A 17,079-nucleotide genomic window follows, 5' to 3' on the forward strand; every position below is an offset into this window, starting at 1 on the left:
TTATTTAAACTTTATTTTATACTCTATTTCTTACTTTAGCGTGATAGAACACATTTGGTTTGGTTCCGATCTCTTCAAGTAAATGATATCTTCTGTTGCTAGAATATAATTTTCTAACTGAAGATTCTTTGTCATTCATATCTCCAAACTGCATTGCTCCAGTAGAACATGCTGCTGCACAAGCACAAGAATTTTTAAATTCGTCGTCTGTTACTTTTCTGTTTTCTCTCTTCGCAGTCAAAATAGTTGCCTGAGTTTCCTGAATACACATTGAACATTTCTCCATTACCCCTCTTGTTCTTACAACAACATCAGGGTTAAGAACCATTCTTCCAAGATCGTTATTCATGTTGAAATCGAACTTGTCATTCAAGTTATAGGTAAACCAGTTGAAACGTCTTACTTTGTACGGACAGTTGTTTGCACAATATCTTGTTCCGATACATCTGTTGTAAGCCATATGGTTTTGTCCTTGCTTACTGTGAGAAGTTGCCGCAACCGGACAAACAGTTTCACATGGAGCGTGGTTACAGTGTTGACACATTACCGGCTGGAAGATCACATCTGGATTTTCTGCTGGGTTTTCTAATGCTCCTTCAATACCAAGTACGCTACTTCCGTAAAGTTCAGGAACTGCCATACCTTGTTTAAGACCATCATAAACAGTAACTTTTTGTTCAGATGAATAGTAACGGTCAATTCTTAACCAGAACATATCTCTCGACATTCTGATCTCTTCTTTACCAACTACAGGAACGTTGTTTTCTGCCTGACAAGCAATGATACAAGCTCCACAACCCGTACAAGAGTTTAAGTCTACTGATAAGTTGAAGTGAGGACCATCTGTATCATCAAAAGCATCCCAAAGGTCAATTTTACCTGCTGGAAGAGCTCCACTGATGGTGTGATATTCCAAAGGTTTGTTCCATCCTTTATGTTCGTCATCGAAAGGTACATTAATAAACTCTGCTAAAGGTACTTCTTTTGCAATTTCATAACGTCCCATTAATGTATTCTGAAGCTGTACTCCTGCAAACTCGTGCTCTTCACCCGTTTTCTCAATTGAAACGTTTGAAATCACTAAGTTTGAACCGTCAAATAAAGGATAAGCATTTACCCCAGTATCTGCAGTAGTTCCAGAATCTTTTTTACCATATCCTAAAGCAAGACCTACAGATCCGTCTGCCTGACCCGGCTGAATGAATACTGGTACGTTTTCTATTTTTACTCCGTTTACTGTAAGATTTACAAGAGAACCATCCAACTGCATTCTAGCGTTTAGACTGTTTTCAATTCCTAATCTTTCAGCATCTTTAGTAGAAATTGTTAAGTAGTTATCCCAAGACATTCTTGTAATAGGATCTGGTAATTCTTGCAACCAAGGGTTGTTTGCCTGAGTTCCGTCTCCGATAGAAGTCTTTGTATAAAGTACTAATTCTAAATCTGAAGCTTTAAAATTACCTAATTCAGCTACAGCTTGAGCACCGTTTCCTCCAGCATAAGACAACATCGTTGCATTATTAGAAGAAACAACACCGTTGTATAAAGCTTTGTTGAAAGAAGTTGCTCCTAGAAGAGAAGCTGCATTAGCTTTTAAGTAATCGTAATAGTTATTTGCAGCACTGTTTTTTCCGTTTTTCCAAACCAATAAAGATTCTTCGATCTGTCTTGATTTATAAATTTTTTGGATAGTTGGCTGCATCAATGTATAAACTCCAGTCTGAGGTTCCATATCACCCCAAGATTCTAGCCAGTTAGCTACCGGAATTACAGCTTTCGCCGCTTTATACATTTCGTTTTTCTTATCTGTAACCGCAATTACATAAGGAACTTTTGCCAAAGATTTTTTGAAATCCTGACCTTTGTTGTTAGAATAAATCGGGTCAACGTTGTTTGTAATTAATACTCCAACCTGTCCTGCATTTACCCAACCTAAAAATTCCTGATATCTTGCTTTATCAAATTCTTTTAAGAAGTTTGCTTTACCTGTGAAAGCAACTGAACCTAATTTTTGGTTAATTAAGTGTGCTAAAACTTGTGCCGCTTTAGAACCGTCAGCTAAAACAACAGCTTTGCTTCCTTTAGCCTGCAATTCTTTTACAATTTCTGTAGCAACTTTACTTGTCGGTGCAGATCCTGTAACGATAGCGTTGTAAACTTCAACCAAAGCTTTGTTTACATCACTTGGTTTTACTCTGTATCTAGAGTCTGAGTTTGCACCCGTTAAAGACATGTTAGATTCAACCTGAATGTGTCTCAACATGTTTGGTCCCGGAACTCTTGCTGCTGCATAAGAAGTTTCTAAGCTAGCTGCATTATAATCTCCTAAGAAATCAGCCTGGAAAGCAACAACCAATTCAGATCCTTTAAGATCGTAAACAGGCAATGCTCTTTGTCCGAAAACTTCCTGAGCTGCATCTAAAGCTGCAGAGTGAGGGAAAGCATCATAAGTTACTAATTCAGCCGTAGGATATTTTGCTTTAAATTCAGCAAATAATTTTTTGAATGTAGGTGAAGCGAAAGACTGAGATAAAAGAACAATCTTTTTACCTGCAGACTGAGCCTCGTTTAATCCTTTCAAAACGAAATCATCTACTTTATCGAAAGTTTCGTCTTTACCGTCAAGCTTAGGTTGCTTTACTTTATCGTTATCATAAAGTGAAAGTACACTTGCCTGAGCTCTTGCGTTAGTTTTACCTAAATCTCCAGCTGCCGGGTTCGGATCAATTTTGATGGGTCTACCTTCTCTTGTTTTTACTAAAACACTTGCGAAGTCGAAACCGTCAAAATATGTTGAAGCGTAGTAATTCGGAACCCCAGGAATAATTTCGTGTGGTTTCACTACATAAGGAATCGTTTTGATTACCGGAGCTTCACAGGCAGCCAAAGTTACTGCTGCTGTAGAGAATCCTAATAATTTTAGGAAATCTCTTCTAGAGGTACCGTCAGTTTTTTCGGCACTTTCTAGAAAATCTTCTACCGGAATTTCTTCTTGGAACTCTTTAAGAGCCAACTTACCGTTTAAGGCAGGGTCTTTAAGTTCGTGAATACTTCTAAATTGTATTTTGTTTGAAGCCATTTTATACTTCTAATTTTTTAGTTATTAATAATGACATTTACCACACTCAAGACCTCCAATTGCATCTACAGTGATTTTACCACCATCTTTCGGGTATTGCTTTTTAAGCTTTTCGTGTAGATTTTTGAAGTATTCTTTATTATAACCGTTGTTCATATCAATTTCGGTTGTTCTGTGACATTCGATACACCATCCCATAGTGAAATCGTTCGCCATTTGTACAACGTTCATTGTATCGATTTTTCCGTGACAAGCTTTACAAACTACGTCGATTTTATTGTCTGGATTTTTCTTGTTGAATGAATTGATAATCGCCTGCTCACCTGCTACTACGTGTTGAGAGTGGTTGAAGTAAACGAAATCTGGCATGTTGTGGATTCTTGTCCATTCTACAGGAGTAGTTTTACCGGTGTACTGTTGTTTCTCAGCATCCCAACCTGTTGCAGCATATATCTTCTGGATTTCTCCGTCGTAGAATGCTTTATCTTTTCCTGGCTCAAGGTATTTACCGTTGTATTCAGAAATAGATCTGTGACAGTTCATACAAACATTCATAGAAGGAATTTCAGATACCTTACCGTATTTAGCACTTGAGTGACACAGTTGACAGTCAATTTTGTTTTCTCCAGCGTGAATTTTGTGAGAGAAGTAGATAGGTTGTTCAGGCTTATACCCTTTGTAAACACCGATCCACATGATCCAGTTCCAGATACCGTAAGTTGCTAAAATAGCTAGTACAGCCAATAGACCTTTACCGATAAAGTGGTACTTTTCGTAGATTTCACTGAAAGATTTTACTCTGGTTTCATTAAGCCCAGTAAGTTCTTCAGATTGACCTAATTTTACCAATTGTCTTAGTTTGATTAAGATCCAAACTAATAAACCAGCGATTGCAATAAGTGAAATGATTACAATGCTTGAAGTTGTGTTGTTTGCTGGTGCAGCATTTGCTGTATCAGCTGCTGTTCCTGCAACAGGAGCCGGATCTGGTTCCGGAGCAGGAGGATTAGTTGTATAAGCTAAAATGTCATCAATGTCCTTATCTGAAAGATTCGGAAATTGCTGCATAACAGTCTTGTTGTTTTTTTCAAAAACTTCATTAGCATACTTGTCGCCTGAAGCTCTCAAAGCTACATTGTCTTTAATCCACTTATGAAGCCAATCTGTGTCAAGTCCTTGCTCAGTTTTCAGTCTTTCTACCACACCTTTCAGCGCCGGTCCTACAACTTGTTTGTCTAAAGCGTGACATGCCGTACAGTTTGCCTTAAAAAGTTTCTCGCCATTTTTAGGATCGCCGTCTTGCCCGTAAATTGAAGCACTTGTTGATAGCAATAAACCTATCGCAATCAGCCCTTTTTTATAATGCTTTCTCCAACTAATCATTTAAATTGTCTTATGTTAGTAAATATTGAATGTATAATCAATCCCGCAAAAATAATATTTTTAAGAAGAATTTAACGGCTTTAACAAAAGGTAAAATGTCATATAGCTTTAATTTGTAACTATTCTAAATAACTGTGTTTGCTGTATTTTTTAAATTATTATAACTTTGCGGAAATAAGTTTAAATGAAAAATTTCATCAAAATATTTTCGCTACTCTCTTTAATGAGTTTTTATACTCTTGAAGCACAGCAGGTTGTAAAGAAAGATACACTGTCTGGAACCGAGCTGACTATCACTATGGATTCTCGTGTAAGTGAAGCTTTATCGGCGATTGAAGATCGCTGTGCAAAGACTACGGCAACAAGAGTTTCTTCAGGTATTGACGATGATGCTCCTGCAAAACCAACGAAAATATTTGTTCCTAGCAGAGAATTGACCAATGCTGAAATCTGTAGAAAAAATCCTAGAATATTAGGCTTCAAAATTCAGATTACAACGGTGAAAAGTAATGACGAAGCGAATGAAATTAAAGCTTATTTCAGAAAAAGATTTCCAAATTTAAAGGTTGAAACCGATGCTTCTTTAAGACCAAACTACAAAATTTTGGCAGGAAGTTATTTCACAAAACAAAGCGCAGCAAGCGATTTGGCTAGAATAAAAGAGTATTTTAAATCCGCAACACCAATTCAGTACAGAGTTTTCTGTGCAGAAGCAAAATAAAGATTTAACTAAATAAAAATTAAAAGGCTGAGAATATTTTTCTCAGCCTTTTTTTATCTGTAAAATTGATTGACAAAATCATAAAATTCCCACATTCTCATGTAATTGTTAAGGAGTAAATACACTAACATTATTCCAATGATTGATGTAAAGGCAGACATCATTTTTGGTGATTCTCTGTAAGAAAAAAAGAGCCACCCCAACATAATAGGAAAAACAAAAACAAAATGTCCTCCGTAAATGTAAGAAGTATGAAGTCCGAATCTGAAAACACAATGAATTAAAATGTCAACCAATAAAGAAAGCATGATGATTTGCACCAATTTATTCTTGAAATTTCTAAAATAACTCCATAAAACAAGTCCTAAAAGTAATCCGATGAACAAATAGGGGATAACTGAAGTGTAAACATCCATGAAAAGTGCTTTATAGTAAAAACCTTTCATATTATGTTTTTCACGAATAAAAAAGCTTGGAAAAAGGATACTTCCACCAAAGAAATAGGAGTAAATCATATCCCAGATCGGAGTAGATTTTACATTAGAAAATTTCTCGTACTGCTCTCCGGATTTAGACAGTATATTTTTGTATTTAAAATCGATTCGGTAAAGATAAAGCAAGATAAAAGTTGCGCAGGTAAGTGCTACTCTTAAAGCGGCATTCCCGAATTTTTTCCAGCTTTTAAAAATACCTTTTTCAAATGCAATCGGAATGAAAACTTTTACAATATTTGTCACGGTTAATCCTCCAATCATAACTCCTGCCAAAACCAAAGCTGAACCGGCAATTTTTTGATCTTTTTTAAATTTTATTGCCGTGTAATAATTGAATAACACCAATAAAAATAGTGTGTAAGTATAGGTTTCCGGAGTAAATGATAATAAAATGTTAGTTGAAAAAACACTGAAAAAAGCAACAATCAATAGGTTTAGTCCTATGGGAAGATAGGTGATGTTTTTTAAATATTTATAGATCTGAATCAGGCTTAAACTGATGGTAATATTACTCAGCCAAGCTAATGTTAATCTGAAATTACTTCCTGTTTTTCCATCAGAAATATAAAAAGCAAGCTCCCGAATCCAATTGAAAAAATAATAAGATAAAGGATGTCTTTCGAAGCTTCCGCCGCTCATTACGATGGCTTTATTATCGAAACTGAAATATCCGTCCCAAGGAATTCTTGAGTCAAAAATAATGCGGTAATGTTGTGCTAAATAGGTTCCGAATATGCCGTAAACAACAATAAAGAATACGAATAATCCTAATTCTACATACGAAGAAGGGAAAACGATTTTGAAAAAGTTTAAAAATTTTGATTTGAATGACACTAACTGTAGTTTTTGCAAAAGTAAAATAAAAAACTCACCTGAAAAGGTGAGTTTTTGTAATATTGAAAATATCTTAATTAATCTTTAATGATTTTTTCTGTTTTGCTGCTTCCGTCAGAAAACTCTACTTTAACTAAGTAAGTCCCTTTAGTAAATGCACTAAGGTTTACTGTTTCAGAACTTCCTACTGTAAGAACTTTTCCTGATAAATCTAAAACAGTTGTTGATTTTATTTTCTTATCAGTTTTGATGTTTACTTCTCCTTTTGTAGGATTAGGATACATTGATAAATTATTAATTCCTTTATTAATATCTAAAACACCTAAATTTTGAGATGATTTAAACATTCCTCCAACTGTGGCTGAAGTGTTAAATCCACCAGAGTAACAAGTATTAGCATCAGAACATCTAACACCTAAATGTTGTACAGCGGTATCAAGAGCTGTCCAAGTTGAACCATTATCTAGACTTTTCCAAGATCCTCCTGTTGTTTGGCTTGAACTTGTTGCTACTAAAATATTAGTTCCTGGAACATAAGTTATGTCGGTGATATTATTTGCTGCTGTAATTCCGGTAAAGGTTACTGTAGACCAAGTACTTCCTCCATCTGTCGTTCTATAAATTGCTAAAGCTGTAGGATTACCTGCTGTATTGTAATTTTTTTTAATTACAATACCCCGGTTTGCATCGCTCCAAGCCATGTCTCCACTTACAGTAGCAGATCCAAAATCTGTAAGACCATATGTAGAGCCAGTAAAAGCAATTGTCCAATTTAAACCTTTGTCAATTGATTTATAAATTCTTCCTTTATTTGTGTAAAAGAAAATATTATTACCAACAGCATAATATCCGGCATTGTAACCATATTCTCCAGAGTTAGGATTTGGTACGTTTGCAGCTATTACTCTTGTCCAAGACGAACCTCCATTAGAAGTTGTATAAAGTTCAAATTCGCCATTTTCAGGATCTCCACCAACAATTACATTATTAGCATCAAAGGCATGCACAAAATTTAAGTATGATTCATTAGCCGTCGAAAAAGTTTGTTGAGCGGTCCATGTGGTACCACCATTTACTGTTTTATAGACTGCGCCTAATCCATCGGTTGAGGCAGATAATAATGCTCCTACCCAAGCTGTAGTACCGCTAACACCTGAAATGTTTGTGATTGTTAAAGCCGGATTTCCAACATTTATTAATCCTGAAGTCCAAGTAGTACCACCGTTAGATGTTTTTGTAAACTCTTGGATATTATTTGTAGATGTTACTCCGTCATAAGCAAATGCCCAAGCTGTATTGGCGTCAAATACTTCTATTCCCGAAATACCTCGTGATGCTGCTGTAAAACCAGTGTTTTGCGTAGACCAAAATTGAGAAAATGCTGATGAGCTAATTGCTAACGCAATAGCTGAAAGTAGAATTTTTTTCATGGAAATTATTTTTTTTCAAAATTAATAAAAATAATTACATATAAATGTAAATATTTTTATTAATTATTTAAGAACTACAAGAAAGCATTGAACATCCTGGAATATCATCATAATCAGAAGGTCTTTTTACCGAAAATTCAGGAAAAATTTCTTCGTATGGATTTTCTAAAGCTTTTGTCAGTTTTTGTAATATTTCGGTTTTGCCATTGTTGATTTCTTCAATACATTCAAAAAGAAGATAGTTTCTTAGAAGAAATTTCGGATTAGTTTTTTTCATTAAATCTAAAGACTCTTCTTTTGAAATAGTATTAGTTTTTAGTCGGAGGGAATAATTTTGAATGAAATCTTCAATCTTTTTTATTTTAGCATCATCTATAAAACCGTAAGATATTTTCTGAAATTCTGTTTTGATGTCGGAAATGCTTTCAAGCTTTTCTAAAAGATTAAAAAATAGAGTATAATCGAATTGAAGTTCCTGCATCAAACCTTGCCAGTTGATGAAAAACTCTTCATCTTCTTTTTTGAATTCATCAAAGCCAAATTTTCGGCAGAGCATTTTATCATGAGCTTCCCAAAAATAATTTCCGTAAGAATTTAATGTTTCTTCTAAAAATTTTTCATCTTTTATCAATGGGAAAAGTGCATTGGCAAGTTGCCAAAGATTCCATTGTGAAATTTGTCCCTGTTTTCCAAAAGCATATCTTCTTCCGGGTAAATCAGTCGTGTTGGGTGTGAAATTTAAATCATATTCATCCATCATCGAATAAGGTCCATAATCGATTGTTAAACCTAAAATCGACATGTTGTCTGTGTTCATCACACCGTGTACAAAACCAACTCTAAACCAGTCGACCATTAAATCTGCTGTTTTGGTGCAGATTTCACTGAAAAAGTCTTTGTATTTCTGTTCGCCTTGAGAATTTATACTTTTAAAATAATTTTTAATCGTAAAATCTGTCAGTTCGGTAAGTGTTTTTATTTCTTTCTGAGCAGATATCAATTCAAAATGACCAAAACGAAGGAAGCTTTCGGCAGTTCTTACAACGACTGCGCCTTTTTCTTTCTGAGGGTTTCCGCTGTACATCATGTCGCGTACAACCTCTTCACCTGTAAAGCATAAACTTAAAGCTCGGGTCGTAGGAATTCCCAAATGATGCATTGCTTCGCTCATTAGATATTCGCGAACGGAGGATCTCAAAACGGCTCTTCCATCGGCATGACGAGAATAAGGTGTCGCTCCGGCTCCTTTCCATTGAATTTCGTTTTTTTCTCCTGCTTCATTGGTGATTTCACCTGCAAGAATTGCACGGCCATCTCCTAACTGACCTGCCCAGTTCCCAAACTGATGACCTGCGTAAGCTGTCGCATAAGTTTTTATATTTTCAGGTAAATGGGTTGCTGCTAAAAAATTAAGGTCGTCTTTATTAAATTCTCCCAAACCTATTTCTTCTGAAAGTTTTTCATTAAAAATAATTAATTCAGGATTTTCAAAACCGACTGGTTCTACGGTTGAAAAAAGAACTTTAGGTGTGTTTCTCTGAATCGTGTTTCCTGAAAAATCTCCAGGGAAAATCTTTGTAAATGGCTGGGTAATCTTGTCGATATTCATAGTTCAAAGATATTAAAAGTAAGAAATAAAAAAGACCTTCCAATAATTGAAAGGTCTTATAATGATTATAAAGAAATTTATTTATTAAAATCTATATCTTCACTGGTGTTCAAATGTTCATTCACATTTTCTTCTTTTTTACCAGAGTTGTTTTTTGGTCCTGTGTCTGCAGGCCGTGGATTTTTTAAGTCATCGATGGTTTGCAATCCTCCATCATCACCGTATCCACCGCTAAGTCCCTGAAGATTTGAGCATCCGTCTTTCCAATCAAGAGGCTTTACAAATTTATCGTCTGGTGATATTTTTAGGCTTTTATCTGCCCATACTTTTTTCATAAATATTGCCCAAATTGGTAATGCCATTTTTGCTCCCTGACCTTCTCCTGTTCCAAAGAAGTGGGTTGCTCTGTCTTCCCAACCAACCCAAGCTCCGGTTGCCAGTTTTGGAGTAATTCCCATAAACCAACCATCAGAGTTATTCTGAGTTGTTCCTGTTTTTGCAGCAATTTCAATGTTTTTAGATACTCCTCGTCTTCCCAGTTCTCCTGAAGCGGTACCATATTGAGCAACACCTTTCATTAATTCGATCATGGTGTAAGCGTAATTAGGATTCATTACTTCTTTCGGTTCTGAGATTACTTCTTTTATCACTCTTCCGTTGACGTCTTCAATTCTCCAGATCATTTCCGGTTTGTTGTAATTTCCGTAATTGGCAAATGTGCTGTAGGCTCCAAGCATTTCATAGATTGTAATATCAGAAGCTCCTAAAGCCATTGGTAAGCTTGTAGAAATTTCTTCGGTAACCCCCAAATCTCTTGCGGTCTGAATTACGCTTTGTGTTCCTGTCATTTCAGCTAATCTTAATGCAACAGGGTTTTGAGAGTGTGCTAAAGCGTCTTTCAAAGTTAACATTCCTCCTCTTCCGGGTACATGATAGCTTCCTTTGTTGAAACTAGCATTTGAAATCGTTGAACAAGGTGTTAAACCTAATTTCATAATCGCCGTTGCATAAACAAACGGTTTAAAAGTAGATCCTACCTGTCTTTTTCCTTGTTTGATGTGATCATATTGGAAGTGTTGCCAATCGATTCCTCCAACCCAAGCTTTAATTTCGCCTGTTCCCGGAACCATAGACATTAAACCTGCCTGTGCAATTTGCTTGTGCCATCTTATAGAATCCCAAGGAGACATTTCAACTTCTTCTTCACCTGCCCAAGTAAATCTTGACATTTTTATCGGTTTGTGGAATTCCATTAAAATTGAATCTTCAGGAACTCCGGCTCTGCTTAATTGTTTGTAACGACCGGTTCGTTTTACCGCCTGCATCATTACTTTGTTTGCTTGTTGATCGTTAAGGTAGTAAAAAGGTCTGTTTTTTCTGCCTCTCTGTTCTGCATCAAATCTTTTTTGAAGATCAGTTAAATGTTCTTTGATAGACTCTTCCGCATACTTCTGCATCTTAGAATCAAGCGTTACATATATTTTTAATCCGTCTTTAAATAGATTTAATGGTTTTCCTGTTTCTTTTTCGTAATCTTTAAGATAGGTATCTATTTCCTTTTTTAAATAGAACTTATAATATGCTGAATAATCATCAGTAATATTTTTAATAGGATGATAATCTGTCGTAATAGGTGTTGAAACTGCTTTGTCGTAAGTTGCCTGATCTACATAACCTGTTTCAAGCATTTGGGATAATACCACATCTCTTCTTCTTTTTGCTCTGTCAGGATTTCTTAATGGGTTATTTGCAATAGGTGCTTCAAGCATAGATACAAATACTGCTGCTTCCGGAAGTGTAAGTTGTGATGTAGATTTATTAAAATAAATTTTAGACGCCATCTCAACGCCGTTTGCGTTGTAAGTAAAATCAAACTTGTTGAAATATAAAGTGATGATTTCTTCCTTGGTATATCTCTTTTCTAAACTTACGGCAACCACCCATTCTTTAAGCTTTTGAATTGCTCTTTTTACGGGGTTTTTTGAAGGTTCTTTTGTAAATAAAAGTTTTGCCAGCTGTTGAGTGATGGTAGAACCTCCACCTCGGTCACCACCGTATCTTACTGCTCTCAAAATAGATTTTAAATCAATACCCGAATGTTCTTTAAAACGCTCATCTTCTTTTGCCTGAAGTGCATAAATCAGGTAGGGAGGTAAATCTTTATAAGTTACCGGCTGCGTTTTCTCTTTCTCAAATTTGCCTAAAAGAACTCCATCTGATGAATAAATTTGAGAGGCCACATAAATATCCGGATTTTCAAGTTCTTTTACATCGGGCATTTCACCAAGAAAGCCTTGGGAAACTGCAAAGAAAAGCCCTGAAATACCTAAAACTACTGCAATAAACCCAATCCAGATGAATTTTACCCATCTTTTCCAGGCAGAGTTTTTGGTGCTTTTTTTAGGAGGAAGGGGGAACGTCTTTCCCTTGTTTCCTTTATTTTGTTTGTTTTCTTCCATGTATAATTACGGTTTAGCCGTTTCTACTTTTATACCTAAGTCTTCAATTCCAGGAAGATTGTCGTTTCTCATTGCCTGAGCAACTGCAATTTCATAATTGCCTTTTTCCGGGAATTTGTAATTCAATTTATACTGAAACAAAGTTTCTTTCGTTTCTCCAAATCCTGTTCCAAGCCATTCTCCGTTTGGTTTTGCTAAAATATAATTCAGCGTATCAATCTGTTTGGCTTTGGTTTTAGGGTTGGTAAGATTAACAATGAATCTTATATTACTGTAAGGGTACTCATTGTTGTTCCTTACAACAAATATAAGATTTTTAGGATTTTGCGGATCCGAAATTTCAAGATTAAATTTTTGTTGGGTCTTCTTATTCCATTTATTATCAACGTTATTCATGATAACGTCTTCTCCGGTAGCGTTGCAGCTTACCAAAAAAACAAGGAGAAAAAGTCCTGAAATTTTATGCATTATTATCTTTTTTTGGAGGAAATTTCTTTTTAAACTTCTTTTTGGGCTGTTGATTCTGTGGTTTTTTATCAACATCATTATTTACTGCTTCAGTTTTTTCCAACTGCGGTTTTTCCGATTGTGGTTTCTGCTGTTGCGGTTTTTGAGGCCTTTGATTATTATTTTGATTAGGCCTTGTGTTTTTTTCAGGTCTTTGCTGACGTTCAGGTCTTTCTGTTCTTTCGCCTTTATCTGCTCTGTCCTGTGGTTTTTCGTTGTTTTCAGGTCTAGGCTTTCTAGGTCCCTGATTTTGATTGTTGTTTGGTCTGTTTTGATTCTGATTTCCTTGATTTCTGTTTTTGTTGAAACCTCTGTTTTTCTTTTCAAAACGATCGACACTGTTTTCTTGAATTAAATCTACCGTTTTAATAGAAATTTCAGGTTGTTTCAAATCTTCGAGAGGTAACGTTTTTTCACCTCTTTTATTTTGTGAAATCATTTTTTTAACCAAATCAACGTCGAAATCGTACCACGCCATCGAGCTGTCAACGTAAGCAAACCACATTTTCTTTTTGAAAACATCAATTTTTATACAGAAAGCTCTTCCTTTTTCGGTATCAATCATGGTTGAAGAAGAAGGGAAGTGGCTTAATGCATCAAGATAGCTGTCTAATTCATAGTTTAGACAACATTTAAGTTTACCACATTGTCCTGCTAGTTTTTGAGGATTGATGCTCAATTGCTGATATCTTGCAACATTGGTGTTTACCGATCTGAAGTCAGTTAACCAAGTAGAGCAACACAATTCTCTTCCGCAAGATCCTATTCCGCCTACTTTTGCAGCTTCCTGTCTGAAACCGATCTGTTTCATATCGATTTTTGTACGGAAAGCTCCTGCAAATTCTTTAATCAACATTCTGAAATCCACTCGGTTATCGGCGGTGTAATAGAATGTTACTTTAGAAGAGTCGCCTTGATATTCCACATCAGTAATCTTCATTTCAAGACCTATTCTGTGTGAAATTTTTCGGGCTTCAATTTTTACATTTTCCTCTTTTTTTCTAGCTTCCTGCCAAACTTCAATGTCTTTTTGGTTGGCTAGCCTATATATTTTAAGTGGGTTTTCTTCTGAAGCTCTTTTTTTCTTCATCTGAATTTTCACTAATTCACCAGTGAGGCTTACTACGCCTACATCATGTCCCGGACTAGATTCTACTGTTACAATGCTACCTATATGTAAAGGAATATTATTTACATTTTTATAAAATAATTTTCTGTCATTTTTAAATCTAACTTCTACAAAATCACACCTGTTTGATGCAGGGTTTTGTACGTTAGACAGCCAATCGAAAACACTTAATTTATAACTATTACCGCAGGTATTTACACTTTCACAGCCATTCGCAGATTTTGTTCCGCAAGAATGTGCAGAATCGCCGGATGTTTTACATCCACAACTCATATTATAATTTGTTTAATCTTGCAAATTTATTGATTTTTATCTTTATACAATTCCAAATGTACTAAATATTAATTTTTGAAAATGTTTAATATTAAACATGGTGAAAATTGATTGTCTGGATTCTCTTTAATGCAATGTTATTGAGTGTGTTATTTTAATTTATGCAGGAGATATTATTTTAAACATAGTTTTCTTTTATTACTTTGTTTAAAATTTTAAGATTTATTAACAGACCTAAACAAAATAATTTTATATTTGGGTTATATAATAATAGTCTATGAAAAAAATATTAATATCAACCGCTTTATTGGCTGGAGTTTTATCTTATGCAGGAGGCTTTAGAGTTTCTTTGCAAGGGGTAAAGCAATTGGCAATGGCACATACAAGTGCACATGCTGAAGATGCGAGTGTTGCATTCTTTAATCCGGCAGGTATGTCATTTATTCCTTCTAAACTAAGTATTGTTGCAGGAGGTTTTGGAGCAAGTAATAAAGTTACTTTTCAGAATTTAAATACTTTACAAAGTACAGAGACTGATAATCCGTTGGGTACACCAATTTATGCAGCGATTGCTTATAAGCCGATTGATAAATTATCGATTGGTTTTAGTTTTTCTACGCCTTTTGGTAGCACAATTCAGTATCCTTACGATTGGGAAGGAAGAGAAATGGTACAGAAACTTGAGCTGAAAAGTTTTTATTTCCAGCCTATGGTTTCTGTGAAAATGGCAGACTGGGTTTCTTTCGGTGCGAGTTATATTTACGCAAGAGGATCGGTAAATTGGGATAAAGCAGTGACGCAATTTGGCGGAACGGTTAATATTAACGACGAGAAAGCAAGTGGTCACGGTTATGGTTTTGGTTTTTATTTCAGACCAGATCCAAAATTTGATATGAGTATTGCATACCGTTCACCCGTTGATATGAAAGCTAAAAAAGGAACTGCAACTTTCGTAGCGCCTGCACAAACTACTGTAAACACGCTTTTAGGATTGAACGGAGCGGGACAGGATAGTTTCACAGCAACTTTACCTCTTGTAGAAGAATATACAATTGGTTTAACATATAGAGTTACTCCAAAATGGCAAATCTCTGCAGATTTCAACTACCATGGTTGGGAAAGATATAGTAGACTGACTTTAGATTTTGCTAATGCACCAATTGGAAATCAGGCAGATCCTACAATATTGGTTGCTCCAAAGAACTTTAAAAATTCAAAAACAGTAAGATTAGGAACTCAGTATGCATTCACTAATATGATTTATGGTCGTTTAGGTGCTTATTACGATGAATCTCCTTATTCTGATGAAAACTTCATTCCAGAAACACCATCTTTTGACTCTTTTGTGTTGACAGGAGGTTTAGGTTTCAAGCTTAATAAATTCGGAGTTGACGTTGCTGGAGGTTATGCAATGCCACAAAGCAGAGATGTGAAAAATAATTACTTAGGTTTCTATGGTCAGGCAAAGGCTAAAGCATTCTATTTTGGTCTAGGTTTATCTTATAATGCTTTTTAATTTTAAATTATGAAAAAAATAATAATATCTACAATAGCTGTTTCTGCACTTTTTTTTACAGTAAGTTGTAATACAGATTTTGATACTGATGTAGAAGACATCGTTGTAACGAAAGGTGAAGCAGATTTCTCTAATTATGTTGCACTGGGAAACTCACTTACATCAGGTTATAGAGATGGAACACTTTACAGTGATGGCCAAAACGAATCTTATCCAAGTATGATTGCAATGCAAATGAAACTTGCAGGTGGAGGAGCGTTTAAGCAGCCATTGATGCCCAATAATGTTGGAGGCTTTACAAATTTACCAGGCTTCCCAGGAAAACTCGTTTTAAAAATGGTTAATGGAGCTTTAGCTCCTGTTGCGTCTCCTGCTGCTGCAGCTTTAGATAATGTTGCTGCAGGTAGACCATATAATAATATGGGAGTTCCCGGTGCAAAATCTTTTCATCTTGTAGCTCCAAATTATGGAAGTGCTGCAGGTTTGTCTACAGGAACTGCAAATCCTTATTTTGTAAGATTTGCCTCTTCAGCAACGACGAGCGTTTTAGCAGATGCAATGGTACAAAAACCAAGCTTTTTCTCTCTTTGGATTGGTAATAATGATGTGTTGTCATATGCAACCAATGGTGGAACAAACTCGCAAACTACAGGAGGAGTTACTACATATACTGCTGCGACAGTACAGAACGGCAATACAAATCCTGCGACATACAGATCAAATGATATTTCAGATGCTAATGTAGTAGCAGGTTCTATAAAAGGTGTTCTTGATGGGCTGAAAAGTGTAGGATCTACAAAAGGTATTATTGCAAATATTCCTGATGTTACCAATATCCCGTTTTTCACAAGAGTTCCTTATAATGCTATACCTTTAGACGCAGCAAAAGCACAGTCTTTAAATACTCAGCTTTATGGACCTTTAAAAGCAGCGCTTACTGCATTTGGACAAGGTGATAGAATTAATCCTGTTGTGGCAGGAAATAATCCGGTGCTTATTATTGATAACAAATTAGCTAATCTTTCAGCACAGCTTACCGCTGCGCTTACTGCAGGTGGTGTTCCGGCAACTCAGGCTGCATTTATAGGAAATGCTTTCGGAAGAGCACGTCAGGCAAAACCTGGAGAATTAATGCTTCTTACATCAAGTGCGCTGTTAGGTTTAGATGCAACAACTAATCAACCTGCTACACCAGCTTCTGTATTTATTTACGGAGCAAGTTTCCCAATAGGAGATCAGTATTCATTAACGACAGATGAAGTGAATAATATTTCTACAGCTGTTAAAGCTTATAATACCTCTATCAGATCTATGGCAGATTCTTATGGTTTAGCTTTTGTTGATATGAATGCTAAAATGATTGAATTAAATTCTAAATCAGGAATTTCTTGGAATGGAGTGAAATATACAGCTACTTTTGTTACGGGTGGTACTTTCTCTTTAGATGGAGTTCACCTTACCGGAAGAGGATATGCAGTGGTTGCTAATGAATTTATAAAGGCAATCAACATGAAATATAAATCGACTTTACCGCAGGTAGATCCTAATAAATATTCAGGAATTACATTTCCTTAATCGGAGATAAAAATAAATAATAGAAACCACAGGATTGATTCTTGTGGTTTTTTTTTAAATTTGCAAAATC

General features: G+C 35.5%; 11 protein-coding genes. 3 read left to right on the forward strand and 8 right to left on the reverse strand.

Annotated features, from left to right (window positions below; all coding sequences use genetic code 11):
• Nucleotides 1–16 precede the first annotated feature (16 nt).
• Both BUR17_RS12455 and BUR17_RS12460 read right to left on the reverse strand, forming a co-directional pair.
• On the reverse strand, nt 17–3,079 hold the full coding sequence (locus BUR17_RS12455; protein ID WP_074230688.1) for a TAT-variant-translocated molybdopterin oxidoreductase: 3,063 nt from the start codon (nt 3,077–3,079) through the stop codon (nt 17–19).
• A gap of 24 nt (nt 3,080–3,103) precedes the next feature.
• Nucleotides 3,104–4,462 (reverse strand): c-type cytochrome, encoded by a 1,359-nt coding sequence (locus BUR17_RS12460; protein WP_074230689.1) that lies wholly within the window; start codon nt 4,460–4,462, stop codon nt 3,104–3,106.
• A gap of 184 nt (nt 4,463–4,646) precedes the next feature.
• On the opposite strand from BUR17_RS12460, the gene BUR17_RS12465 reads away from it, so the two are divergent.
• Nucleotides 4,647–5,183 carry a sporulation protein gene (locus BUR17_RS12465; protein ID WP_074230690.1) on the forward strand — a complete coding sequence of 179 codons (537 nt, stop codon included), beginning with the start codon at nt 4,647–4,649 and terminating at the stop codon, nt 5,181–5,183.
• Nucleotides 5,184–5,236: 53 nt separating this feature from the next.
• On the opposite strand, the gene BUR17_RS12470 is transcribed toward BUR17_RS12465, so the two are convergent.
• The 6 genes from BUR17_RS12470 to BUR17_RS12495 form a co-directional block, all read right to left on the reverse strand.
• Entirely contained in the window at nt 5,237–6,511 is a 1,275-nt protein-coding gene (locus BUR17_RS12470) for a DUF6080 domain-containing protein (protein WP_074230691.1), read from the reverse strand.
• Nucleotides 6,512–6,588: 77 nt separating this feature from the next.
• Entirely contained in the window at nt 6,589–7,941 is a 1,353-nt protein-coding gene (locus BUR17_RS12475; RefSeq protein ID WP_074230692.1) for a T9SS type A sorting domain-containing protein, read from the reverse strand.
• 67 nt (nt 7,942–8,008) lie between these two features.
• Complete coding sequence (locus BUR17_RS12480) at nt 8,009–9,550, reverse strand: protein adenylyltransferase SelO (protein WP_074230693.1); 1,542 nt, start codon at nt 9,548–9,550, stop codon at nt 8,009–8,011.
• 77 nt (nt 9,551–9,627) lie between these two features.
• Nucleotides 9,628–12,009, reverse strand: coding sequence for a penicillin-binding protein 1A (locus BUR17_RS12485; protein WP_074230694.1), 2,382 nt, complete (start codon nt 12,007–12,009; stop codon nt 9,628–9,630).
• A 6-nt stretch (nt 12,010–12,015) separates the two neighbouring features.
• Nucleotides 12,016–12,477, reverse strand: a complete 462-nt coding sequence (locus BUR17_RS12490; protein ID WP_074230695.1) for a gliding motility lipoprotein GldH — start codon at nt 12,475–12,477, stop codon at nt 12,016–12,018.
• A complete protein-coding gene (locus BUR17_RS12495; RefSeq protein WP_074230696.1) occupies nt 12,470–13,918 on the reverse strand; it encodes a PSP1 domain-containing protein in 1,449 nt (482 codons plus the stop codon). The genes BUR17_RS12490 and BUR17_RS12495 overlap by 8 nt, the downstream gene beginning before the upstream one ends.
• A 277-nt stretch (nt 13,919–14,195) precedes the next feature.
• Here BUR17_RS12495 and BUR17_RS12500 point away from each other — a divergent pair, with 277 nt between their 5' ends.
• Entirely contained in the window at nt 14,196–15,434 is a 1,239-nt protein-coding gene (locus BUR17_RS12500; protein WP_074230697.1) for an OmpP1/FadL family transporter, read from the forward strand.
• 9 nt (nt 15,435–15,443) lie between these two features.
• Nucleotides 15,444–17,009, forward strand: a complete 1,566-nt coding sequence (locus BUR17_RS12505) for an SGNH/GDSL hydrolase family protein (RefSeq protein WP_074230698.1) — start codon at nt 15,444–15,446, stop codon at nt 17,007–17,009.
• Nucleotides 17,010–17,079 lie beyond the last annotated feature (70 nt).

The organism is Chryseobacterium scophthalmum (genome assembly GCF_900143185.1).
In the GTDB taxonomy this organism is placed as follows: domain Bacteria; phylum Bacteroidota; class Bacteroidia; order Flavobacteriales; family Weeksellaceae; genus Chryseobacterium; species Chryseobacterium scophthalmum.

What these genes read in the sequence shown, in the direction of transcription:
- BUR17_RS12460 (WP_074230689.1), bottom strand. Translation starts at nt 4,462, where the DNA reads ATGATTAGTTGGAGAAAGCATTATAAAAAAGGGCTGATTGCGATAGGT.
- BUR17_RS12495 (WP_074230696.1), bottom strand. Translation starts at nt 13,918, where the DNA reads ATGAGTTGTGGATGTAAAACATCCGGCGATTCTGCACATTCTTGCGGA.
- BUR17_RS12475 (WP_074230692.1), bottom strand. Translation starts at nt 7,941, where the DNA reads ATGAAAAAAATTCTACTTTCAGCTATTGCGTTAGCAATTAGCTCATCA.
- BUR17_RS12480 (WP_074230693.1), bottom strand. Translation starts at nt 9,550, where the DNA reads ATGAATATCGACAAGATTACCCAGCCATTTACAAAGATTTTCCCTGGA.
- BUR17_RS12455 (WP_074230688.1), bottom strand. Translation starts at nt 3,079, where the DNA reads ATGGCTTCAAACAAAATACAATTTAGAAGTATTCACGAACTTAAAGAC.
- BUR17_RS12485 (WP_074230694.1), bottom strand. Translation starts at nt 12,009, where the DNA reads ATGGAAGAAAACAAACAAAATAAAGGAAACAAGGGAAAGACGTTCCCC.
- BUR17_RS12490 (WP_074230695.1), bottom strand. Translation starts at nt 12,477, where the DNA reads ATGCATAAAATTTCAGGACTTTTTCTCCTTGTTTTTTTGGTAAGCTGC.
- BUR17_RS12505 (WP_074230698.1), top strand. Translation starts at nt 15,444, where the DNA reads ATGAAAAAAATAATAATATCTACAATAGCTGTTTCTGCACTTTTTTTT.
- BUR17_RS12500 (WP_074230697.1), top strand. Translation starts at nt 14,196, where the DNA reads ATGAAAAAAATATTAATATCAACCGCTTTATTGGCTGGAGTTTTATCT.
- BUR17_RS12465 (WP_074230690.1), top strand. Translation starts at nt 4,647, where the DNA reads ATGAAAAATTTCATCAAAATATTTTCGCTACTCTCTTTAATGAGTTTT.